Origin of the sequence: Methylosinus trichosporium OB3b (assembly GCF_002752655.1) — a bacterium.
GTDB classification, from domain to species: Bacteria; Pseudomonadota; Alphaproteobacteria; order Rhizobiales; family Beijerinckiaceae; genus Methylosinus; species Methylosinus trichosporium.
In genome coordinates, this window is the sequence record NZ_CP023737.1 from 761,647 (window position 1) to 783,585 (window position 21,939).

The window sequence follows — 21,939 nt, forward strand, 5'->3', positions numbered from 1 at the left end:
TCATGAAGAAAGGCCGGCCGATCGTTTTGGAACACGGTTGGTCCTCTCGATCTTCGTCGAGCAAATCGGGCGCCGCAGCCGCGTATCGATCGCTTCGCCATATGTTTTGAAATAGGCCTCGGCCACGCGCGGCCATGCGAACTCCCCCGCAAGCCGGATAGCGGCGGCGCGAAGCGCGCCGGACTCTTCGACCTCGGCGAAAGCCTCTCGGATCGCGCTCGCCGATGCGATCGGTTCGGCGAAGTCGGTGAGGTGGACCAACCCGCGCCGCGCGGAGAAGGCGCGATAGGCTTCATTGGCGTGCACGACTGGACACAACCCGGCGCTGAGCGCTTCGATGAGCGCAATTCCAAATCCTTCATAATCGGACGCGCTCACGAAAAGGCTCGAGCGACCGATGACCTGCGCGACGGCGCACGGGTCGAGACCCACATGAACCTCGACATGGTTCTGCAGAGACCGCCGCGCGATCTCCGCTTTCAAACGTTCGATTCCCCAATCGGACTCGAAACCGACGATGTCGAGACGCCATTGCTGGTCCTGCGTGACGAGCGCATGCATCGTTTCGAGCAGACGGTCGAGGCGCTTATTGAGCGAAAATCGACCGATCGTGACCAGCGACTTCTTCGGTGTTCGGCTCGCCGCATCGGCGAATTTGTCGATGTCGACGCCGTTCTCGATCAGCCGGAGATTGCCCGGCGTGATCGTCGCGAATAATCGATAATCGCTCTCGCTGCAGGCGACGACCGCGCTATAGCGGCGCGCCGTCAATCTCGTGACCACTTCGAACCACAGTCGCTTCAGGGTCGCATGCGCGGATGTATGAAAGAACCCGCCATGGGTCGTCGCTACGATCGGCCGACGCGAGACCAACGACGCGAGCCCGATAAAGTCGAAGAAGAAGTCGACTGCATGCACATGCACGATGTCGGCGTCTTCGATATGCGCGAGCGCCGCGGGCGCGATCGGATAGCGTCTCGACCCCCTGAACGGAATGCGACGGATTTCGACTCCGTCGAGCACATCGCTTTCAGGGAGAGATCCGCGCCGATCCGTGAACAGGCGATCCAACGTCACTACACGCACCTCGGCGCCGGCCCGATATTGCTCGCAGGCGAGGCGATGAACGAATTCTTCGAGCCCGCCACGCGAGGGCCAGAACTGACGAACAATATGAACTATCTTCATCGGATCGCCCCCTCGACTTTCACACGCTCGACCATAACGGGATTAATGGATCGTTAACCAAGCGCAGGCTAAATCTTCGCTGCTTCTACTCTGTAGGAACCAACGATGACCCAGCGGAGATATCTCGGTGAGCGGTTCGCCGGAAGCGAAGCTCCGACACTGTCGCTCGTCGTCTGCACGGTCGGCCGAATCGATCCACTCGTGCGTCTCTTCTCCTCGCTCATCCAGCAAACGAGCGAGGACTTCGAGATCGTTCTGGTCGACCAGAATCCTCCCGGAACCCTCGACGCGACCTTGGAGCAATACGCCCAAGGCTTGAAAATTCTGCATGTAACCTCTCCGCGCGGCCTCTCTCGCGCCCGCAACGCCGGTCTGCGGCGCGCGAAAGGCAGCCTCGTCTGCTTTCCCGATGACGACTGCTGGTATGCGCCAGAGCTGATCGAGGAGGTGATCCGCCGCTTCGCGCGTGAGCCTCACATCGATATCATCATGGCGCGCACGGTCGATGCGCATGGCGTCGATTCTCTCGGCCTGTATCTCTCCGAAACATGTCCGATCGACCGACGCAATGTCTGGTTCGCCGGCAATTCCAATGGAATTTTTCTGCGCGCAGAAACGGCGCAGCGCATCGGCGGCTTCGACGAAAGCCTCGGCGTCGGCGCCGAGTCGCCCTTCCGATCGGGAGAAGAAACAGACTATGTGCTGCGCGCGCTCGCGCTCGGCGCCCGATGCCGGTTCTATCACGACGTCACCGTCTTTCACGATCAGGCGCCCGAGCGCAGCTCCGCCGCCATCTCTCGCGCCAGAGCCTATGCGCCGGGTTTCGGCCGAGTCTTGAGGCTGCATTATGACGCCTTCTATTTCGCAGAGCGCCTCGCACGCACGCTCGCGCGCGCCGCATTGTCGGCGGTCACGCTCGACCTCGGCACGGCGCATTACAAGCTCGTGTGGGGCATCGGCACGATCAAGGGCTATTTATCGCCTTGTGGAGGTGAAAGAACACGATTGCCAGGGCGAAAGTGAACGCTCCGACGCCATAGCGATAGACGGTTCGACGCGGCTCCAGCGCCTTGCGCCACAACCATTGCAGCCCCGAGGCATTTTGCAGCTGGAAGCAGACTATCGCAAAGGCGAAGGCGAAGGCGCCGAGCGTGTAGCGACGCGCGAGCCGACGTGGCTCTCTCGAAAGCCTGAACAGCCATTCCATTCGCGCCCGTCGCACCCACTCGGGCGCCCGCGGCACCGTCTCGGAGAGGAAATCGAACAAAGCGCCGACGCCGACCGCCAACTTGCTGTTCAGAGCATCGCGATGCGTGTCCATGAACAATTCCTGGCGTGGATTGCCCATGGCGACGAGCAGCACATCGGGCGCATGATCGGCGATTTCAGCGACGATGTCGGCTTCTTCCGCTGCCGAAAAATAGCCGTGATGAAAGCCGACGACACGATGCCGTGGATAAAGCGTCTCGATTTGGGCCGCCACGCGCTCGACGACATCGGGCTTCGCGCCGAGGAGATAAATTCTCAAGCCTCTTTCGCTGGTCGCCAGAAACTTCGGAACGAAATCCGTTCCATTCAGATTGCCGGGGAAGGTTGCCCCTGTCGCGAGCTTCGAGGCGATGTCGAGCGCGACGCCGTCGTTGAGGACCAGCATGTTCGACAGAGCTTTGCGGAAGCCCACGTCGAAGAACGCATTGCTCGCAGTATGCGCATTGCAGAATGCGACCTGTCGATGGTCCTGCCCATCGAGAATGGATTCGATGTGCCGCAACGCCTCGTCGACGGTCAGATGCTCGATGCGGATTGGACCGAGTTTGAATATGCGCTTCATCCCAAGACCTCACGAGACACGATTTCGATCTCACGGGAAGAGGAAGCGCTGTCATCACCAAGGATGTCTAAACATCCTAAAGTCCAATATATTCTTGGTTTTTCAATGCGTAGCGAAATAAATGCGATTTAATTCGAATTTTAGCGAAACGAGTCGACGCATGGGCGCCACGGGAGACGTCGCGCCGCGTCCGAGCGCAATTTCCTCTGGTCGATTCCGTTCGAGCGCAGAGCGCTCTAACGTCGTGACTGGGTCCAGGCGTAGAGAATGATCGCGCCGAGAGAAAGCGGCCAGAGAGCATGAGCGAACACGAACAGCACCGGCGACAGCCGCTTGCTCTCGTTCCAATTCATCGTGAGCGAGATGAGAGCGACGCCGCATCCGATCGCCAGATAGGTGTAGATGAAAGCGTCCAACCCCCACATCGCCCGCTCCCGCGTCGCGCGCCGCGAAAGCGACGCCGACAATCTCGAGGCCCGACCACGGCGCAGCCTCTGGCGCCGATATTAACATAAGCTTAAGGATAACGCCCTCTATATTGCCGACGCATTCGTCCTTCGCGACCTCGCGCGACGTTGAGGCACAGAGCGTCCATGACCCGAATTGGCTCCGGCAGCGAGCTGCAGATGGACCCGAGCGGGTCCCGCTCGCCCGCGCGCGATCGGCAGGCGCCGGGTTCGATGGATTTCGACTTCGCGGAATTCGTCCGCTTCGTGAAGCGGCACGCCAGATGGATGACGGCGATCGCCGCGATCGCATTGCTCCTCGGTTTTTGCTTCTATCTCGTCATGCCGGCGCGCTATCGCTCGGTCGCGGAAATTCTGCTCGACCCGCGCGGCGTCGCTCTGGCGAAGACGGACCTCGGGGCGCAGAGCCTCGGCGCCGACAGCAATCTTCTCGATCTCGAGACGCAGCGCTATCTCATCGTGTCGAGCAGCGTGCTCGGCACGGTGGTCGACGAGGAAAAGCTCACCGAAGATGCACAGTTCACGCATGTCGGCCTTCTGGGCAAGCTGCTCGGCGGCAAGCCGAACGAGAGCCGAGAAGCGGCGATCGAAAAGCTCGCGGCGATGATCGAGGTCATGCGAGGCGAACGCGCGCTCATTCTCGACATTATCGTCGTCAGCGCGGATCCGCAGCTTTCGGCGCGTCTCGCCAACGCCGTGGCGCGCGTGTTCTTTTCTCAGAACGGCGCCGCGCAGCGCGACGCCGCACGTCGCGCGGGCGCGGCTCTACAAGGCCGCGCCGAGCAATTGGCGCAGGAGCTGAGAGACGCCGAAGCGAAAGTCGAGCGCTACAAATCCGAGCACGATCTCTCCGAGACGGCGGGAAAGCTCACGGCGGAGCAGCAGCTCGCCGATATCAGCTATCAGCTCGGCCTCACGCGCTCGCAGGTCGCACAAACGCGTGCGCGCTATGACGAGGTCACGAAGCTGCAACGCTCGAAAGCCAATGTCGAGCAATTGTCCGACGCCGTGCATTCCAACACGATCTCCGGCCTGCGCACGCAATATGCGACGCTGGTCCAGCAGAAATCGGCCATGGAGATGCAGTTCGGGCGCAAATATCCGCCCTTGATGGATGTGCAGCGCCAGATCCAGGAGGTCGGCAGGCTCATCGACGCGGAGCTGTCGCGGATCGCCGGCGCCGCGCTCAGCGATTACCGTCGTGCGCACGCCACCGAGGTCGATCTCGAAAAGCGTCTCGAGGAGCTGAAGCGTCGCTCGTTCCAGCTCAATGAGACGATGGTGGGTCTGCGCGCGCTCGAGCGCAGCGTCGAAGCGACGAGAAACCTCTATCAGTCGTCCCTGAAGCGCGCGAAAGAGCTCGAAGAGACGCAGGAGGTCGACAGCTCGACGTCGCGGATCATCACCGAAGCGGTGCCGAGCAACAAGAAGGCCGGCCCTCCCCTGCCCCTCGTGCTCGGCGGCGCCCTGATTTGCGGCATCGGTCTCGGCGGCGCCGTCGGATATTTCCGCGACCGCATGGAAGCGAAGGCCGACGATCCCGCAGAAGAATCACGCAACCTGTTCGATCTGCCGATACTGGCCGAATATCATTTCGCCGGGACTGTGAGTCCAGGCTCTTCGATACGAGAATCGGAAGCGCCGTCGGCGCGGCTGCTGAGCTGGATTCTCGAGGTCGAAAGTCCTCACGGCGCGCGAACGATCCTGTTTTTGGGGCTCGACGCGGATGGCCGCAAGGCCAAAGTGACCTTCGACATCGCGCTTGCTGCGCTCGAGCGAGGACAGCGAGTGATCGCGCTCGACGCCGGCCGCCCGGACGGCGCGGCATGTCGTCACTGGCGCAAGGAGGCGCTGCGCTTTCTGCGTAATGGCAGAGGCCCTCATGAGCACGAGCTGGTGACGCGCTGGCCTCACGATTCCTGCTTCGCCCTGCACAGCGGCGCGAGAGGCGGCGCCGAGTTCGTGTCGATTTCCGAAGTGATCGACAGCGAGCCCGGCGAAGCGCCGCCTGAACGCTTCTGGCGCGATTTCAGAGACCGGATTCGCGGCTTCGACAATGTCGATCTCATTCTGGTCAGCGCCGATGCGCAGGACTATCAGTCCTTCGCGACCGACGCCGACTCGGATGCGCTGGTCGCGCTCGTGGACGGCGATCGTCCGGAGCGCCGCACTCTGTCCGAGCTCGCAGGCTCGATCGGCGCGCGCATTCCGAGCTCGGCGGGAGTGGTGCTGGTCGGCGAAAGGGCGGCCGCATGAGCGCCGTCGCTCTTCCGAGCTACGCGGCGATCGAGGAGCGAGCGGCGACGACGAGGCTGGTCGCGGCCGCTCTCGTGTTCGGCGGCGTCGTCTTCAATTTCGTGCTCTGCATCGTCAACGCCAAAATCTTCGTCATTAGTCCGGCGATCGTGATGCTCGCGGAAATGGGCCTCATCGGCGCGAGCCTCACATTGATGGCGAGAAACACGACGGCGTTGATCGTCGTGCTCGTCGGCTTCCTGTCCTATGCGGCGTTTCTCAGCGCGATGCGGGCCTCGGTCGACGCGAAGGCGATCCGCGACGTGATCATTCCGATCACCTTTCTGTTTCTCGGACGCCGCTTCGGCTCCGCGGCCATGGGCGATCGTCTCGTCGATCTCTGCGTGTGGACTGTTCTGATCGTCGGCGTATGCGAATACAGCTTCCTGACGCAATATCTGAAGATCGTCGACATTCGGGCGTATTATGTCGCGCGCGGCACCGTCGATCCGGCGTCGATCGACACCACGGGGACAGGGCTCTTCGCGAGCGGCATCCGTCCGGAAGGCCGAACGCTCTTGCCGTTTCTCGGCGCGCATCGCGTGTCGTCTATCTTCCTCGAGCCGGTGTCGATGGGCAATTTCGGCGCGGTGGCGTTCTCCTGGATCGCGCTGCGCAATTTTTCGAGTCCTGCTCGGCTCGCTGTCGCGCTGCTCCCCGCGGTGGCCGTCTTCGTCATGGCGGATGCGCGTTTCGGGCTGATGGTGTCCTTGACCTGCCTCATCATATATCCACTGGCGAACCACATCGGCCGCATCGTTCTGCTGCTGGCGCCCTTCATCGTCATTGTCGCGCTCGCGGTGAACGGCTTCATAAATGCGGATGTGATCTGGGACAATGGTCTCCAAGGGCGAATGATCCTCTCTGGACAGATGCTGTCGCACCTCGATTTCTGGGAGGCGATGGGCTTCATTCCGGTGACGCGCTTCGTTTCCGATTCCGGCTACACCTACACGCTCGCGAAGTTCGGCCTCCTCGGCTGCATCGGGCTGTGGAGCCTGTTCGCTCTGGCGCCGACGGCGAATGAGCAGGCTTGGCGCTACCGCTTGTTCGTCGGATTCTACATCACCTCGCTTCTGATCATCAGCGACTCCGTCTATTCGATCAAGACGGGAGCGCTGGTCTGGTTCTTGTCTGGATGCCTAGAGGCGCCCGACGCCGAAGACGACCTGTCGAAGATGCAAAAGCGGACGCGATACACATGATGAAAGAGCATCGATCGATCCGAGGAGGCGCCCCGGTCGCATTCGCAACCTGCTCCGGATTTTATCACTCTGGTCGGTCTGCCGTGGCTGTGCTGATCTGCAGTCCATGGGGCCACGAAGAGCTCAGCATGCGTTCGAGCCTGCGCGAGCTCGCCGATAGGCTCGCGGACGCAGGAATCGCGTCGCTGCGCTTCGATTATCCGGGAACCGGCGATTCACTCGGCGCGAGCGATCTCCCCTGGCGGCTCGAGGATTGGGTGAGGGCGACGAAATCTGCGGCGGCGTTGCTCATCGAGCTGTCACGCGCGAAGCGTCTCGTCATCATCGGCCATGGACTGGGATGCGCGATCGCAATTCGTGCGGCGGAAGAGTTGGAGCAGGTGGCGGGTCTTGCGCTGCTCGCGGGATTCGCGCGGGGCGGGCCTTATCTCAAGCAGCTGAAGGTCGGGGCCGCCATGCTCGCGGATGCGGCAGGAGTCGCGACGTCGACGGAGCCGAGCGGAGCGCTCGTATCGCTCGGATTCAAATTGCCGGCGTCCTTCGTCGCGGATCTCGCGACAGTGGATTTTCTCGCGCTCGCGCGCGCGCCGGCGCCGTCCACGCTCATCGTGAGCCGCCCCGGCGATCGGCCGAGCGCTGCCCTTGCCTTCCATCTCGAGCATCTCGGCGCCGCGGTCGAAAGACTGGATTACAGCGACTTCGAGGAGCTGACGACCAATCCGCCGATCAAGGAGGTGGCGCTCGCGACCTTCGACGCGGTGACGTCCTGGGTGCAGAGGATCGACGGCGCGCGCGAGAGCAATGCCGATGCGGCGCGCGCATCGACGATCACGGAGTCGCGCCTCGAGGACGAGTGGTTCCGAGAGACGAGGTTTCGTTTCGGGCCACAACAAATATTTGGAGCTTGGTGCGAGCCGAAATCGGCGCGAAGGGGACGCGCGCTGCTGTTCCTCAATTGCGGCGCCAATCCGCACGCCGGCTGGCGCAGAATGACCGTCGTGCAGGCGCGCGATCTGGCGCGGCGCGGCGTCGCTTCCTTGCGTATCGACACATCGGGCATCGGCGACAGCGCTGGGCGGACGGATGCGGCGACGAAGTTCTATGCGCCGCATCAGATCGAGGAAGCGCGCTCCGCGATCGATTGGCTCGTGGCGCAGGGCGCGCGCGAGATCACTCTCGTCGGCGTATGCTCGGGCGCCTATCAGGCCTTTCACACAGCGCTCGAAGACGGGCGCGTCGACGATCTCGTGATCGTGAATCCGATGACGTTCGTCTGGGATGACGCCTATAGCGTCGAGGAGTTCGTGAAGCTGTTCTCGCGGAGCAATCTCACTTATTTTTCGCGCCTCGCCGAGGCGGACGGGCTCATGAAGCTGCTCTCGGGACGCGTCGCCGTCGGTCGGCTGGCGGGGGTCGTGGCCGAGCGCATTCTCGACAGGATCAAAGCGCAGCTGGCCTCGGCCATTCCCTGGTTCGAGGGCCCGATCAGACGCGAAATTCATCGGCTGTTCAGCCGGCTGAAAGCGCGCAATGTTCGCATCTCGCTGGTCACCTGTGAGAATGATCTCAGCGAGGATGAGCTCGCCAAGCATTTCGGCCGTGGCGGCGCGCGACTGCGCGCCTATCCCAATGTCTCACGGTCGCGCATACCGGATGCGGATCACAATCTGACCACCGATGCGAGCGTCGAATGGCTGACGGCGCACCTGCTGGCGCGCGCGACGGAAAGCCGCGGCGCGCCGACGCGGCCTGCCGCCGAGAGCTACGGCGCTAAGCGGCCTCTGGAAGGAATGACGTGAGGCGCATCGCTGCGATCTTTTTCGCGTCTGTTCTCGCGTCGTCGAACGCCGTGGCGAAGGGGCCGACGCGCGAGACGCCGCAGATCGGCGTCAACATCTCCGGCGCCGAGCTCAATCCCGGCAAGGACAAGCGCAATTTCGACTATGTGTTTCCGACGAGAGCGCAGATCGATCATTTCGTCGCCGCAGGAATACGGATGTTCCGCATTCCGGTTCTCGCGGATCGCCTGCTCGGCGCCGCCGCGCCGGGGGGCGCGACGACGGAGGACTGGCGGCTCCTGCAAGAGCTGATCGATCATGCGAACGACGTCGGCGCGACGATCATCGTCGATTTTCATCAATATGGCCGCATGCGCTCCGGCCTGATCGGCCGCGACGGCGCCGCGACGCGCGACTTCGCCGCCGCCTGGGGCGAGACGGCGCGACGCTTGAAGCGTCATCGCAATGTGATTTTCGGGCTGATGAACGAGCCGCATGAGCAGAGCGCGGCGGAATGGCTGACGGGCGCCAATGCGGCGATCGCCGCCATTCGCGCGAGCGGCGCGCGGCAACTCATTCTCGCGCCGGGCTCCTATTGGACGGGCGCGCATTCCTGGACCACCACCGACAATGCCGCGGTGATGAAAGGGATCGTCGATCCGCAGAAGAATTTCGCCTATGAGGCGCATCAATATCTCGACCGCGACAGCTCCGGCACCAAGCCGGAGGTCGTCGCTGGAGCGGGAGCGTCGCGCCTCGCCGCCTTCACCGAGTGGGCCCGCGCCAACGGCGCCAGAGCCTTTCTCGGCGAGTTCGGCTTCGCGGCGACACGCGAGGCGCTCGCCGAGGGCGCGGCGCTCGTTCGCTACATGAAGCAGAATCCGGATGTGTGGATCGGCGGCGCCTATTGGGCAGCGGGACAATGGTGGGGCGATTATATGTTCTCGATCGAGCCGAAGGACCATCGTGACCGGCCGCAATTGGACGTGCTTCGGGAGAGATGACGCCGCCGGCCCGTGCGTGGCTCTTGAAGCGGGACCCGGATATGGATTATTCCTTCGTTCACCCTGCGGCGCCTTCCGCGGGACAGCGCAGGCAAGCTCCCGGTAGCTCAGCAGGATAGAGCAACGGTTTCCTAAACCGTAGGTCAGGGGTTCGAATCCCTTCCGGGAGGCCAGCAAAATCAATAAATTATAGCATAGAGGCTGCGGATTTTAGGGCCCGACCGCAGATCACCACGGCGTGAGCCGCACGCGACGCAAACACGACGCGTGTTTGCGTTCAGCAATGTTCACGCTACCCTCATGGGAGAATTCGAGGCGCATGATTCTCGATTGAAAGCGGCGGAAATGTCGAACATTGCGGATCATCGAAAATGGCTCAAAGAAAATACGCTCGGTAGTCTCACGCAGTTTTCGAAATGGCGCAAAGGCATCAAAATCGGTCTTGTAGCTGGCGGCGCACTTATCGCCGGCGTGACAGGCGCTTCTGCAAATCTCGTCGAAATTAGCCACAAATGGCTATTGTATAGTTTCCAAATTTTCGGCGGTGTTTTAGTATTCATAGGCGGATGCGTGTTAGAGGCGGTAGACGAAGGTGCTGCGGATGCGATCAAACGGGCTGACGAGCTTGCCGATTTGGTCGACGTACGAGAGCAGCAGATCGCAGAATTAGGAGTTGATTTTGAATGGTTTACACACCTCTATTCAACAGCCTCGGCCTTGCGAGAGGTGGTAGAAGGAGCTTCTGTTGCTGCCGCAGGGGCAGAAGATGAGCGACGGCCTCAGTTTGCAACGATGCTGGATATCATTGCATCTGAGAAAGATATTCTATTTGGAATGAATGCCGATCGATGGAATTTCGCTGTGTATATTTTTTCAGTGAATGATGGGCTTTTGAAATGCGTCGCATGCCGTAGACCGATACGCGCGGAAGAAGACGCCCCCCACCGGTCTTGGAAACCCGGCGAAGGGCACGTTGGAATAGCTTTTCAGACGCAGCGCGAAATTGTCGCCAGCGACACGTCAGAGCCCGAGGCGAGGGCTCTATTCGATGGTCCAGACCCGAGTCGAAGAGAGGAGGACCGCGCACGATATCGGTCAATTGCATCCATTCCGATCAAAGTCGCCGGCGCCGATGCCGTTGGTGTTGTCGTCGCTACAAGCGATGTTGCGGGCAGATTTTGGATTCGACAACGAGAGGACGAAACAGCTCGCGATCCGGTGGAGCCATTAAGAAATCTCGCAAACGCCCTTGCTATGGTCATAAAAATTACCGATCTTCAAACTGACGAACAGAGGCGATCGAGTCATGAATGAGCCGTTAACCCAAAATTGGCCAAAGCCTGACTTGGAGACCCTTGACCGAGAAATCGGGAATCGGATGCGCCGTCTCGCGGGGGGGCATGCCAGCGCGCAAGATGTAAGTGAAGCGAGCAAGCTAATTCGCGACCGTGCCGATTTCATGATGCCCGGAATTTTCCGGCGTCTGAGCTTACGCCCTCTTAAGAACAAGGCCAGCTGAAAACGCCCCGCCTGTTCATCCGAGGTCGGGGCGTCTCCGTTGCTTCGGCACCCTAATCGCCGAGACTTGCGCGATCACGGATGCCGCGTCGAGGACGTAGATCACGACGCACGAGCGAGGCGACGCCCAGGGATGGGCCACGCCATCGCCAAGGAGATCGTCGACAGTCACGGCGCCCACATCGCCGGCACGGATCTCCGGGCGGCGGAGCGACCTTCACCATCGCCTTCCCAGCCGCAGTCCACCCTCGACCAGTCGCGAGAGCGAGTCGAACGATAGAATCGACGCCTCCGGAGCCGGCCGCGTGGTCACCTGATCTGCAAGCTCTGCTCGATCGACGTCAGCTTCTCGGGCAGGCCGGCGACCGTATCCGCGAGCGCCGCGGCGAGCAGGCTCTCAGCCACGTCGTGCTTGCATTCGTCGAGCAGATTGTCGAGCGCGACATAGGAATCGTCGATGATCGGCCGCGCCAGGGCGGAGGCCGCCTGCTCCGAGACATTGCGCGCTATGTGGTCGAAACGCGCCCGCGTCGGCTCCGGCAGCATGGAGAGAACCGCGCGCTCATAGGCCCCGTCGAACATATCGCGCAAAGAGAGAAGAGCGCGAGTCAGGCGATAGAGCTCGATGACCTCGAGACTGGCGGAGCTCGGCAATAATTTCTCCATGTCATAATCTCTTTTCGTCGCTATGGACTGAGCGAGCAAGACTTGAACGCGGCAGCCCGCGGTTGTCAAGCGGCGCGGTCCGTTCAGCTTATTTCGATAAGATTGACGTTACCGAGCGTTTGATTTCGTCTCTCGCCGTCGGCGGGCGCGCCGCTCGCGTCGATGGCCCTGGACCATTCGCGCCCTATCTGCCGCCTCGCCGCCAATAGGTCCGGAGACCGTGTGGACACCGATTATCTCGTCTCAGCCTTCGTCACTTTGCTCGTCGTCGTCGAGCCGCTCGGCCTCGCGCCGGTGTTCGTCTCCGCGACCTCGGGTCTGGACGCCGCGACGCAGCGCGCCATCGCCTTTCGCGCATCGGTCTATGCGCTGGCCATTCTGGCCGGCTCCGCGCTCGTCGGACAGCGGCTGCTCGCCGCCATGGGCATCTCCCTGCCCGCCTTCCGCATCGCCGGCGGCCTCCTTCTGTTCTCCATCGGCTCGGAAATGGTGTTCGGCGTGCGGCTGCAGCGCGACTCGCGGGCCGCAGAGAAAGCGCTGGCCGAGCATGTCCACAATATCGCCGCCTATCCGCTCGCAATTCCCTTGATGGCCGGCCCCGGCGCGATCACCGCCACCGTGCTGCTCGCCGGCGACGCCCACGGAAATGTCGCGCTGCTGGCGAGCCTGATCGGCGTCGTCGCCGCGATCATGGCGATCTGCGTCATCTTCTGCCTGATCGCCGGCCGCGTGGCGCAATTCTTCGGCACCGCGGCCAATCTGGTGCTGACGCGCCTGCTCGGCGTGCTGCTCGCCGCTCTCGCTGTGCAATTCGTGGCCGACGGCGCCGGCGCCCTGCTGGCCAAATGAGTCAAAAAGAAAGGCGTCCCGCATGCGGGACGCCTCGAGACTGCCGGGGTCGGCCGATCAGGCGGCGCGCGCCTCGACGGTCTGCGTCGGGACGCCGCCGCCGATCTCGATCCGCCGGGGCTTCTGCGCCTCGGGAATCTGACGCAGCAGGTCGACGTGCAGAAGGCCGTTGGCGAGGCTCGCGCCCGTCACGACCATATGGTCGGCGAGCTGGAAACGCCGCTCGAACGCCCGCGCGGCGATGCCCTGATGCAGGACCTCGCGCTTGACGCCGGCCGGCTCGGGATGCTCTTTCGCGCCCTTGATGGTGAGCGTGCTCTCGCGCGTCTCGATCGAGAGGTCCTCGCGCGCGAAGCCGGCCACCGCCAGAGTCACGCGATACTCGTTCTCGCTGGTGCGCTCGATATTATAGGGGGGATAGGCGGAGGCGGCGGCGTCCTGCGTCCCGGCCTGATCGAGCAGGGAAAAGAGACGGTCGAAGCCGACGGTCGAGCGGTAGAGCGGCGAAAGATCGAAGTGACGCATCACATAGTCCTCCATTGGAAGCGACATGTTCAGGCGCGAAACGGGACCATGATCCCCGCTCGCGCCGGGGATGAGCGCGTCCGTATCGGCCCGCGCTGGGTCTGATGTGGGAGGCCTTTCCACGTCGCGCAAGGGGCGCCGGAGGCGGCGACGCAGCTGTCGCATTTTTGTGACGGCGCCGGGAATTTTGCTCCGGCGCGCAACCGCGGGCGTTGACGAGCAAATCCCCCCGGCCCTAGTTTGCCGGAATGGCGACGTCCCTGTCAGGCGGATGGTTCTCCCGGCGCGCGCTGCTCGCGGCGATCGGCCTCCTTCTGCTCGGGCTGCAGCTGCTGGCGGCGGCTCCGACGACGCGTCATGCCGGCTTCGCCGCGGATGGCGCCGCTCTCTCGAAGCTCTGCGAGCCCCACGCCGACGAGCGGACGCCCGCCCCCGCGCGCGACGATCACGCGCCCTGCTGTCTCTATTGCGCCGCCGGCCGCGACGGGCCGCCCCTACTCCTCCCCGATCTCGGCGACCCAAAGACGCATCCCGCCCCGACGCCCTTTTTCCGATTCGCCTATGACGGCGAGACGGGGTTGCGCGGCCGGCCGATCGGCTGGGCGAGCTCCTGGTCGTCGCGAGCGCCGCCGCTCGCCTGACGCCGCGCCTCGAGCGCGAAGACACGCCACCCTCGAGGAGCCCGGGCGACCGCCCGGCGGACGCCCGACGGATGTCGCCCCATGTCCGAAGCCAAATTCTTTTCGATCCGCGAGCTGTTTGCGCGCTCGCATCGCGACCTTCTGCGTCTGCTCGTGCGTCGCGTCGGCCCTTCCGACGCGCCCGATCTCCTGCAGGAGACGTTTTTGCGCGTGATGCATCGCGAGGCGGAGACGATCGTCGACCCGAGCGCCTATCTCCGCCGCACCGCCGTCAATCTGGCGATGGACTTCTCACGTCGCCGCCGGCTGGAGACGAAGCTCTTCGTCCCCGAGGACTCGGCGCCAGAGACGCCGGCGCCGGAGATCTCGGTCGAGCAATCGCTCGAGGCCGGCCATCGCGCCGAGCTGCTCGCGCAGGCGATCGCGACGCTGCCGCCCAAATGCCGGGAGGTCTTCGTCATGCGCATGCACGAGGAGCTGCCGCAGGACGAGATCGCCCGCCGTCTCGGCATCTCGCGCAATATGGTGGACCGTCATCTGCGCATCGCCATCCGGCGCTGCCGTCAGGCGGTGAGCTGAATTTTTCGCCGAGCCGACATCCCGGCCAGGCGGGCTCGATCGTCTGAGTAGAGTGACAAGCGTAGCGACCAACGGCCGAATGAACGAAGACGACGAGAAGAACGACGAGCCGGACGCCCATGACGCCGCCACCGCCTGGTGGGTGCGGCGCGACGCGGCGCCGCTCTCGCGCGAGGAGGAGCGCGCCTTCGCGGCTTGGCTCGCCGCCGACGCCGCCAATGCGAGCGCCTATGACGAGATCGTCGCCCTCTGCGGCGAGGTGCGCGCGCTGCGCCCACGCGCCGCGGCGTCGCGAGCCCCCCGGCGCCGGCGCATCGTCGCCGCGGCGGCGCTCGCCGCCTCGCTCGCTGGCGTCGCCGCCTTCGACCAGCTCGCGCTGGTTCTGCGCGCGGATGCGCGCACCGGCGTCGGCGAGACGCGTGTGATCCGGCTCGACGACGGCTCGCGCGTCACCTTGGCCGGCCGCTCGGCGGTCGCCTTTCATTATAGCGAGCGGCGGCGCGCGCTGACGCTGCTCGAGGGCGAGGCCTTTTTCGAGGCGGCGCCCGACGCCGCTCGCCCCTTCGTCGTCTCGGCGGCCGGAGCGAGCGTCACCGCGCTCGGCACCGCCTTCGACGTCGCGCTCGGCGCCGCGGGCGCGCAGGTGAGCGTCGCCGAGCACGCCGTCTCGGTGGAGAGCGGCGGCCGCGCGGTGCGCGTCGAAGAAGGGCGGCAGACGGCCTTCGCCGAGGGCGCGCCGGCGAGCGCCCCGTCTCCGACCCCCGTCGATGATCTCACCGCTTGGCGGCGCGGCCGGCTCATCTTCGTCGACCGGCCGCTCGGCGAGGTCGTCGACATTTTGGCGCGCTATCACCGCGGCTACGTCGTCATCGCCGGCGATGCGCTGCGACGGCTGCGCGTCACCGGCGTGTTCGACGCGAAGGATCCGATCGGCGCGCTGCGCGCAATCGAAGCCTCGCTCGATCTCGACGCCGTCCATCTCACCGATTATCTCGTGCTGCTGCGCCGATGAAACACAACGCCACATCACATGCACGCCGAGGTGCGACATTTTTTCTCGGCGCAGGCATACGATTTTTTTCGGCGCGCACATGCGGGTTTTCCACCTTCGCTCGTCTCGAATGGGAGAGGGACTGTTTCGTCCCGGCGACGAAAGTGGAGACTGACGAATGGCGCGGCGCAATTCACGTCCAGAGTATGGCGGCATGGGCGCGACGGCTCTCGCAACGGCGCTGAGCGCCTTCTTCTTCGGCGCGGACGCGCCGGCGGCGGCGCATGTCGCCATTCCCGCCGACGAGATGGCGGCGGCGGTGAAGTCTTATGAAATTCCCGCGGGCTCGGTGACGGCGGCGCTCAACCACCTCGCCGATTCCAATGGCGCGCAGCTCGTCTACAAGGCGCGGCTCACGCGCGATCTCGCGACGAAAGGCGTCATCGGTCATTACACTTTGGAGGAAGCGCTCGACCGGTTGCTCGCCGGCACTGGTCTGCGCTATCGCCTCGACCGCAAGGGCGCCAGCGTCGCCATCGTGCTCGCGCAGAATGACACGATCGTCAACGACGCCGGCGCGACGCCGCTTCCGCCGATCGACATCGCCGCCGAGCAGCGCGGGCGCCGCGTCGACGGCAAGACGATCTCGACGCCGCTGCACGCCTCCGAACTGAATGAGGAAAAGCTCTACACGGCGCGCCCCACGGCCAGCGACACGGCGCAATTGCTGACGCAAGCGCCCGGCGTCGGCCTTTATGAAGCCGGCGGCGTCTCGCGGCTGCCGTCGCTGCGCGGCCTCGCCGACGATCGCATCAAGATATTGCTCGGCGGCGGCGAGGTCACATCGGCCTGCGCCAACCACATGAATCCGCCGCTCTCCTACATCGATCCCAACAATGTCGGAAAGATCGAGGTGCTGTCGGGCGTGACGCCCGTGAGCAAGGGGGGCGATTCCATCGCGGGAACCATCATCGTCGAGCCGAAAGCGCCGGTCTTCGCGGGACAACCCGTTTCGACGCCGCAGGGCCTCTCGCCGTGGAAAGGCGACAAGCTCATCGCATCGGGAACGATCTCGGCCTTCTGGCGCAGCACCAACAACGGCATCAGCATTTCCGGAACGGCCAACGCCGCGACCGATCATTTCAGCCTGCTCTACAATGGCGGCTATACGCGCGGCACCGATTATCACGCCGGCGGCAATGGCCCGAAGGTGCTGTCGACCGGCTTCATCTCCGAGAACCATTCGGCGACGCTGGCCTATCAGAACGATGGCCATCTCTTCACGCTGCAGGGCGGCTATCAGAACATCCCCTATCAGGGCTTCGTCAATCAGCGCATGGATATGACCGGAAACCGCGCGTTTTCGGTGAACGGCGGCTATAAGGGCGCGTTCGAGTGGGGCAAGCTCGAGGCCAACGCCTATTGGCGCCATGTCGCGCATGAGATGGGCTTCCTCTACGACAAGCAGCCCTCGGCGATGCCGATGAATACATCGGGAACAGATTACGGCTATTCGCTCCGGGCGGAGATTCCGCTCACGCCGACGGACCTGCTGCGCATCGGCAATGAATTCCACGGCAATCATCTCAACGACTGGTGGCCGCCCATCGCCGGCAGCATGATGATGGGTCCGAACACTTTTTGGAACATCAATGGCGGCCAGCGCGACCGCGTCGGAACCCATGCGGAATGGGAAGCGAAATGGACGCCGCAATGGTCGACGCTGCTCGGCGTGCGCAACGACGTCGTGTGGATGGATACGGGCGAAGCGCAGGCTTATGATTCGCGCGATCCCATCCCGGTGATGATGGGCATGATGATGATGGGGATGGCCAATCCGGACGCCGCCGCCGCCGCGCGATTCAACGCCCGCGACCACCGCCGCACCGACGTCAATTTCGATATGACCGCGATGGTGCGCTATCAGCCGGACGAAGAGAGCTCCTATGAGCTCGGCTATTCGCGCAAGACGCGCTCGCCCAATCTCTACGAGCGCTACGCCTTCGGCGTCGGCGGCATGGCGAGCAGCATGAACGGCTGGTTCGGCGACGCCAACGGCTATGTCGGCAATGTCGATCTGAAGCCGGAAGTCGCGCATACGGTGAGCTTCACCGCCGCCTGGCGCGATCCGGGGCAGGACTGGGAAGTGAAGGCGAGCCCCTATTTCAGCTATGTCGAGAACTTCATCGACGCCGACCGTATCGGCGGCTTCACCGATCTCAACGGCAGCTGGTTCCCGATCCTGCAATTCCGCAATCACAAGGCGGAGCTCTACGGCTTCGATCTCTCCGGCCGCGCCAAGGTCTACGAGGCGCTGGAGATCGGCCGCTTCGATCTTTCTGGCGTCATCGGCTATGTCTATGGCGAAAATCTCGACCGCGGCGATGGGCTCTATCACATCATGCCGCTCAACGCGCGCTTCACGCTGGAGCACCGGCTCGGCGGCTGGAGCAGCGCCGCCGAGGTGCAGGCCGTCGACAGCAAGACGCATGTGAGCGTCGCGCGACAAGAGTGGAAAACGCCGTCCTATACGCTCGTCAATCTGCGCTCTGGCTACGACTTCGGAACCGTGCGCTTCGATGTCGGGATCACCAATCTCGGAGACGTGCGCTATTTCTCGCCGCTCGGCGGCTTCAACTTCGCGCAATATATGAAGACGAGCGTGCCCGGCTCGGTTCCCGGCCCCGGCCGCACCTTCTACGCGGGCGTGACCGTGCGGTTCTGAGACCGTGGGCGCCCCGCCCTCCCCTGCACGGGAGCGGCGGGGCGCCCTCGCTTCGCGCTTCCCATTCGCGCGCGCGGCGCATAAATCTCCCGGGCATGAGCGACGACAAGCCCGACCTGCCCGACACGCTGGAAGAGGACGAGGACCTCGGCCCGGAGAGCGCGCCGGCCGAGCTCGAAAGCGAGGTCGACGACGCCGCCCCGGAGAGCGTCAAGCGCGGCGTCGCGGTCATCAAATCCTATTGGAAGAACGCGCCCAACGGCCCCGGCGTCTATCGCATGATCGCCGGCAACGGCGAGGTGCTCTATGTCGGCAAGGCCAAGAATGTCCGAAAGCGCATAGCGAGCTACACGCGCCTCGCCGGCCATGTGAACCGCATCGCGCGCATGATCTCGGCCACCGCCTCGATGATGTTCATCTCGGTCGACACCGAGACCGAGGCGCTGCTGCTCGAGACCAATCTCATCAAGCAGATGAAGCCGCGCTTCAATGTCTTGATGCGCGACGACAAGAGCTTTCCCTATATTCTGATCGCCCGCGACCATGCCGCGCCGCAGATCGCCAAGCATCGCGGCGCGCGGGCGCGCAAGGGCGATTATTTCGGCCCCTTCGCCAACGCCGGGGCCGTCGGGCGGGCGCTCAACGCGCTGCAGCGGGCGTTTCTGCTGCGCTCCTGCACCGATTCCTTCTACGAGAACCGCACGCGGCCGTGCCTGCTCTATCAGATCAAGCGCTGCGCCGGCCCCTGCACCGGCGAAATTTCGATCGACGATTATGCGGCGCTGGTGCAGGAGGCGCACGACTTCCTGACCGGCAAGAGTCGCTCCGTCCGCGAGAGCCTCGCCAAGGAGATGACCGAGGCGGCCGAGCGCCTCGAGTTCGAGCGCGCGGCGCGGCTGCGCGACCGCATCTCGGCGCTGTCGCTGATCCAGGGCACGCAAGGCGTCAATCCGCGCAGCGTCGAGGAGGCGGACGTCTTCGCCATCGCCAAGGAGGCGGGGCGCTTCTGCATCGAGGCCTTCTTCTTCCGCGCCTTTCAGAACTGGGGCGACCGCGCCTATTTTCCGCGGGCGGACCAGAGCCTCGGCGAGGAGGAGGTGCTCGGCTCCTTCGTGGCGCAATTCTATGGCGAGCATCCGCCCGCGCCGCTGGTCCTGCTCTCCCATGTGATCGAGGATCGCGACATTCTGGCCGAGGCGCTGACCGACAAGCTCGGCCGCAAGGTGGAGGTGGCGACGCCGCAGCGCGGCGAGAAGCGCGAGCTCGTCGACAACGCCCTGACCAACGCCAAGCAGACGCTGACGCGCAAGCTCACCGAGGATGCGAGCCAGGAGAAGCTCCTCGTCGCGCTCGGCGAGATGTTCGGCATGGCGACGCCGCCGCGACGCGTCGAGGTCTATGACAACTCGCATACCGGCGGGCAACAGGCGATCGGCGCCATGATCGTGGCCGGCCCGACGGGCTTCATGAAGACGCATTATCGCACCTTCAACATCAAGGGCGCGGAGATCACCCCCGGCGACGATTATGCGATGATGCGCGAGGTGCTGCGCCGCCGCTTCGCCCGCATCGCCAAGGATGACGAAAAAAAGGACGCCGAGAAGAAGGACGGCGAGACGGCGGCGGAGGAGGCGTCGGACGCCTTTCCCTCGAAGCCCGACCTCGTGCTGATCGACGGCGGCCGCGGCCAGTTCGACGCGGCGCGGGCGGTGGCGGCCGAGATCGGCCTCGAAGGCGTCGTCATCGCCTCCATCGCCAAGGGGGCGGACCGCAACGCCGGCCGCGAGACCTTCTTCGTCGAGGGGCGCGAGCCTTTCCGCTTGCCGCCCCATGATCCCGCTCTCTATTTCGTCCAGCGCCTGCGCGACGAGGCGCATCGCTTCGCCATCGGCACGCATCGCGCGCGGCGCAAGAAGGAGTTCGCCAAGAACCCGCTCGACGAGATCGCCGGCATAGGGCCGTCCCGCAAGCGGGCTCTGCTGCTCGCCTTCGGCACCGCCAAGGCCGTCGCCGGGGCGGCGCTCTGCGACCTCGAGAAGGCGCCGGGGATCAACAAGGCGACGGCGCGGCTGGTCTATGATCACTTTCAGCGTGGCGAATGAGCCCTGCGGCGCCTAAATTTCGCTCGGTCGAAAAGCGCGGTCGGGGCGGCTCGCGCGGAGCGAAGCCCGCGATTTTGCCGTGATTTCCCGATGACGGGCGATCCCGGCGAGGCGCCTCGAGGGGCGAGAGGAGCCGAGACGACGCAGTCTCGTCTATTGACAAGAGAGGCGCTCGCCATGTTCCCTCCCGGCATGACATCGACGGCCATCCCCCCGCCGCGCAGGCGGCACGCCTTCTCCCTGCCGAATATCCTCACTTATGGACGGCTGGTCGCGGTTCCGGTCGTCGCCGGGCTGCTGCAATGGCCCGACGAATTGTGGATGCGTTGGACGGCGCTCGGCGTCTTCACCGCCGCCGGCATCACCGATTTTCTGGACGGCTATCTCGCCCGCGTCTGGGCGCAGCAGTCCTCGCTCGGGGCCATGCTCGACCCGATCGCCGACAAGCTGCTGGTGGCGGCGACGCTGCTGATGGTGGTCGCCGATCAGACCATATCGGGCTGGAGCATCTGGGCGGCGATCATCATCCTGTGCCGCGAGATTCTGGTCTCGGGCCTGCGCGAATATCTCGGGCAGCTCAAGGTGCCGATGCCGGTGAGCGCCATCGCCAAATGGAAGACGACCTTGCAGCTCATCGCGCTCGGCTTCCTCATCGCGGGGCGGGCGGGCGAGATCGTGCTGCCCGGGACCGTGAACATCGGCTGCGGGCTGCTCTGGGTGGCCGCGCTGCTGACGCTCTACACCGGCTTCGACTATATGCAGGCCGGCTGGGCGCATTTCGGGGACGAGTGATGAAGGCGCTCTATTTCGCCTGGGTGCGCGAGCGTGTCGGCCGCGCGGAGGAGGAGATCTCCCCTCCCCCGGAGGTCGGCACGGTCGGCGAGCTGATCGACTGGCTGAAGTCGCGCGACGAGACCTACGCCCACGCCTTCGAGAACGCCGCCGTCATCCGCGCGGCGATCGACAAGGCGCACGCTCGCCATGACGCGGCGATCGCGGGCGCGCGGGAGATCGCGTTCTTTCCGCCGATGACGGGAGGCTAGAGCGAGTAGCGAATAATCTGTTCGCCACTCGCTATTCGCTCGGTCCGCTCATGACCCCCACACTGCGCATTCAATCCACCCCTTTCGATCCGGCCCATGAAGCCGCGCTGATCGAGAACGGCCGCCGCGACATCGGCGCGATCGTCTCCTTCACCGGCCTCTGCCGAGACGAGGACGCGACGCTCGCGGCGCTGGAGCTCGAGCATTATGCGGGAATGGCCGAGGCGGAGATGGCCCGCGTCGCCGAAGAGGCGCTGACACGCTGGCCGCTGCAAGCGCTGACCATCATTCATCGCCATGGCCGCATTCTGCCCGGAGAGCGAATCGTTCTGGTGATCGCCGCCGCCCGTCACCGCGGCGAAGCCTTCGCCGCGGCCGAGTTCCTAATGGACTATCTCAAGACCAGGGCGCCCTTCTGGAAGAAGGAGCATCGCGCCGACGGCTCGGTCGGCGACTGGGTCGAGGCAAAGGCGAAGGACGACGCGGCGGCGGAGAGATGGGGATAAACGATAAAGGCGGCCCGCAGGCCGCC

The 21,939-nt window shown here is 64.2% G+C and carries 20 protein-coding genes and 1 tRNA gene; 16 read left to right on the top strand and 5 right to left on the bottom strand.

All coding sequences use genetic code 11. The features are described 5' to 3' along the window. Complete coding sequence (locus CQW49_RS03615) at nucleotides 1–1,188, bottom strand: glycosyltransferase family 4 protein (protein WP_003612167.1); 1,188 nt, start codon at nucleotides 1,186–1,188, stop codon at nucleotides 1–3. A 105-nt stretch (nucleotides 1,189–1,293) separates the two neighbouring features. On the opposite strand from CQW49_RS03615, the gene CQW49_RS03620 reads away from it, so the two are divergent. Next, the gene (locus tag CQW49_RS03620) at nucleotides 1,294–2,211 is read left to right on the top strand and encodes a glycosyltransferase family 2 protein (protein ID WP_003612166.1); all 918 of its coding nucleotides are present in this window, start codon (nucleotides 1,294–1,296) and stop codon (nucleotides 2,209–2,211) included. On the opposite strand, the gene CQW49_RS26265 is transcribed toward CQW49_RS03620, so the two are convergent. Next, the gene (locus CQW49_RS26265; RefSeq protein WP_003612164.1) at nucleotides 2,153–3,019 is read right to left on the bottom strand and encodes a WecB/TagA/CpsF family glycosyltransferase; all 867 of its coding nucleotides are present in this window, start codon (nucleotides 3,017–3,019) and stop codon (nucleotides 2,153–2,155) included. The genes CQW49_RS03620 and CQW49_RS26265 overlap by 59 nt on opposite strands. 236 nt (nucleotides 3,020–3,255) lie before the next feature. Continuing rightward, nucleotides 3,256–3,444 carry a hypothetical protein gene (locus CQW49_RS03630; RefSeq protein ID WP_003612162.1) on the bottom strand — a complete coding sequence of 63 codons (189 nt, stop codon included), beginning with the start codon at nucleotides 3,442–3,444 and terminating at the stop codon, nucleotides 3,256–3,258. Between the two features lie 168 nt (nucleotides 3,445–3,612). Between CQW49_RS03630 and CQW49_RS03635 the strand changes: the two genes are divergently transcribed. The 6 genes from CQW49_RS03635 (at nucleotide 3,613) to CQW49_RS24320 (ending at nucleotide 11,082) form a co-directional block, all read left to right on the top strand. Beyond that, nucleotides 3,613–5,742, top strand: a complete 2,130-nt coding sequence (locus CQW49_RS03635; protein WP_003612160.1) for a GumC family protein — start codon at nucleotides 3,613–3,615, stop codon at nucleotides 5,740–5,742. Next, nucleotides 5,739–6,986: a hypothetical protein gene (locus tag CQW49_RS03640; protein WP_003612159.1), complete on the top strand. Its 1,248-nt coding sequence runs from the start codon at nucleotides 5,739–5,741 to the stop codon at nucleotides 6,984–6,986. Before CQW49_RS03635 ends, CQW49_RS03640 begins: the two co-directional genes overlap by 4 nt. A gap of 128 nt (nucleotides 6,987–7,114) precedes the next feature. Then, nucleotides 7,115–8,785, top strand: a complete 1,671-nt coding sequence (locus CQW49_RS03645; protein ID WP_024750018.1) for an alpha/beta fold hydrolase — start codon at nucleotides 7,115–7,117, stop codon at nucleotides 8,783–8,785. Next, a complete protein-coding gene (locus tag CQW49_RS03650; protein WP_003612157.1) occupies nucleotides 8,782–9,768 on the top strand; it encodes a glycoside hydrolase family 5 protein in 987 nt (328 codons plus the stop codon). The genes CQW49_RS03645 and CQW49_RS03650 overlap by 4 nt, the downstream gene beginning before the upstream one ends. 96 nt (nucleotides 9,769–9,864) lie before the next feature. Beyond that, nucleotides 9,865–9,941, top strand: a tRNA-Arg gene (locus CQW49_RS03655). Between the two features lie 127 nt (nucleotides 9,942–10,068). Continuing rightward, nucleotides 10,069–11,082 (top strand): hypothetical protein, encoded by a 1,014-nt coding sequence (locus CQW49_RS24320; protein WP_003612156.1) that lies wholly within the window; start codon nucleotides 10,069–10,071, stop codon nucleotides 11,080–11,082. Nucleotides 11,083–11,595: 513 nt separating this feature from the next. On the opposite strand, the gene CQW49_RS03665 is transcribed toward CQW49_RS24320, so the two are convergent. Continuing rightward, nucleotides 11,596–11,952: a hypothetical protein gene (locus CQW49_RS03665; protein ID WP_003612155.1), complete on the bottom strand. Its 357-nt coding sequence runs from the start codon at nucleotides 11,950–11,952 to the stop codon at nucleotides 11,596–11,598. A gap of 222 nt (nucleotides 11,953–12,174) precedes the next feature. On the opposite strand from CQW49_RS03665, the gene CQW49_RS03670 reads away from it, so the two are divergent. Beyond that, the gene (locus tag CQW49_RS03670; RefSeq protein ID WP_003612154.1) at nucleotides 12,175–12,801 is read left to right on the top strand and encodes a MarC family protein; all 627 of its coding nucleotides are present in this window, start codon (nucleotides 12,175–12,177) and stop codon (nucleotides 12,799–12,801) included. A 57-nt stretch (nucleotides 12,802–12,858) separates the two neighbouring features. Here the strand turns inward: CQW49_RS03670 and CQW49_RS03675 are convergent, their stop codons facing one another. Continuing rightward, nucleotides 12,859–13,326, bottom strand: a complete 468-nt coding sequence (locus CQW49_RS03675) for an Hsp20 family protein (protein WP_003612153.1) — start codon at nucleotides 13,324–13,326, stop codon at nucleotides 12,859–12,861. Nucleotides 13,327–13,574: 248 nt separating this feature from the next. On the opposite strand from CQW49_RS03675, the gene CQW49_RS03680 reads away from it, so the two are divergent. The 8 genes from CQW49_RS03680 (at nucleotide 13,575) to CQW49_RS03715 (ending at nucleotide 21,913) form a co-directional block, all read left to right on the top strand. Further along, nucleotides 13,575–13,967 (top strand): hypothetical protein, encoded by a 393-nt coding sequence (locus CQW49_RS03680; RefSeq protein ID WP_003612152.1) that lies wholly within the window; start codon nucleotides 13,575–13,577, stop codon nucleotides 13,965–13,967. An 81-nt stretch (nucleotides 13,968–14,048) separates the two neighbouring features. After that, nucleotides 14,049–14,546, top strand: coding sequence for an RNA polymerase sigma factor (locus CQW49_RS03685; protein WP_003612151.1), 498 nt, complete (start codon nucleotides 14,049–14,051; stop codon nucleotides 14,544–14,546). Between the two features lie 79 nt (nucleotides 14,547–14,625). Continuing rightward, the gene (locus tag CQW49_RS03690; RefSeq protein WP_024750016.1) at nucleotides 14,626–15,558 is read left to right on the top strand and encodes a FecR family protein; all 933 of its coding nucleotides are present in this window, start codon (nucleotides 14,626–14,628) and stop codon (nucleotides 15,556–15,558) included. Nucleotides 15,559–15,715: 157 nt separating this feature from the next. Beyond that, the gene (locus CQW49_RS03695; RefSeq protein WP_003610492.1) at nucleotides 15,716–18,262 is read left to right on the top strand and encodes a TonB-dependent receptor; all 2,547 of its coding nucleotides are present in this window, start codon (nucleotides 15,716–15,718) and stop codon (nucleotides 18,260–18,262) included. A 95-nt stretch (nucleotides 18,263–18,357) separates the two neighbouring features. Continuing rightward, nucleotides 18,358–20,364, top strand: coding sequence for an excinuclease ABC subunit UvrC (gene uvrC / locus CQW49_RS03700; protein ID WP_003610490.1), 2,007 nt, complete (start codon nucleotides 18,358–18,360; stop codon nucleotides 20,362–20,364). Between the two features lie 177 nt (nucleotides 20,365–20,541). Further along, on the top strand, nucleotides 20,542–21,156 hold the full coding sequence (pgsA, locus tag CQW49_RS03705) for a CDP-diacylglycerol--glycerol-3-phosphate 3-phosphatidyltransferase (protein ID WP_003610489.1): 615 nt from the start codon (nucleotides 20,542–20,544) through the stop codon (nucleotides 21,154–21,156). Next, nucleotides 21,156–21,407 carry a molybdopterin converting factor subunit 1 gene (gene moaD / locus CQW49_RS03710; protein ID WP_003610488.1) on the top strand — a complete coding sequence of 84 codons (252 nt, stop codon included), beginning with the start codon at nucleotides 21,156–21,158 and terminating at the stop codon, nucleotides 21,405–21,407. Before pgsA ends, moaD begins: the two co-directional genes overlap by 1 nt. Nucleotides 21,408–21,457: 50 nt before the next feature. Then, nucleotides 21,458–21,913, top strand: a complete 456-nt coding sequence (locus CQW49_RS03715; protein WP_003610487.1) for a molybdenum cofactor biosynthesis protein MoaE — start codon at nucleotides 21,458–21,460, stop codon at nucleotides 21,911–21,913. The last annotated feature ends 26 nt before the right edge of the window (nucleotides 21,914–21,939 follow it).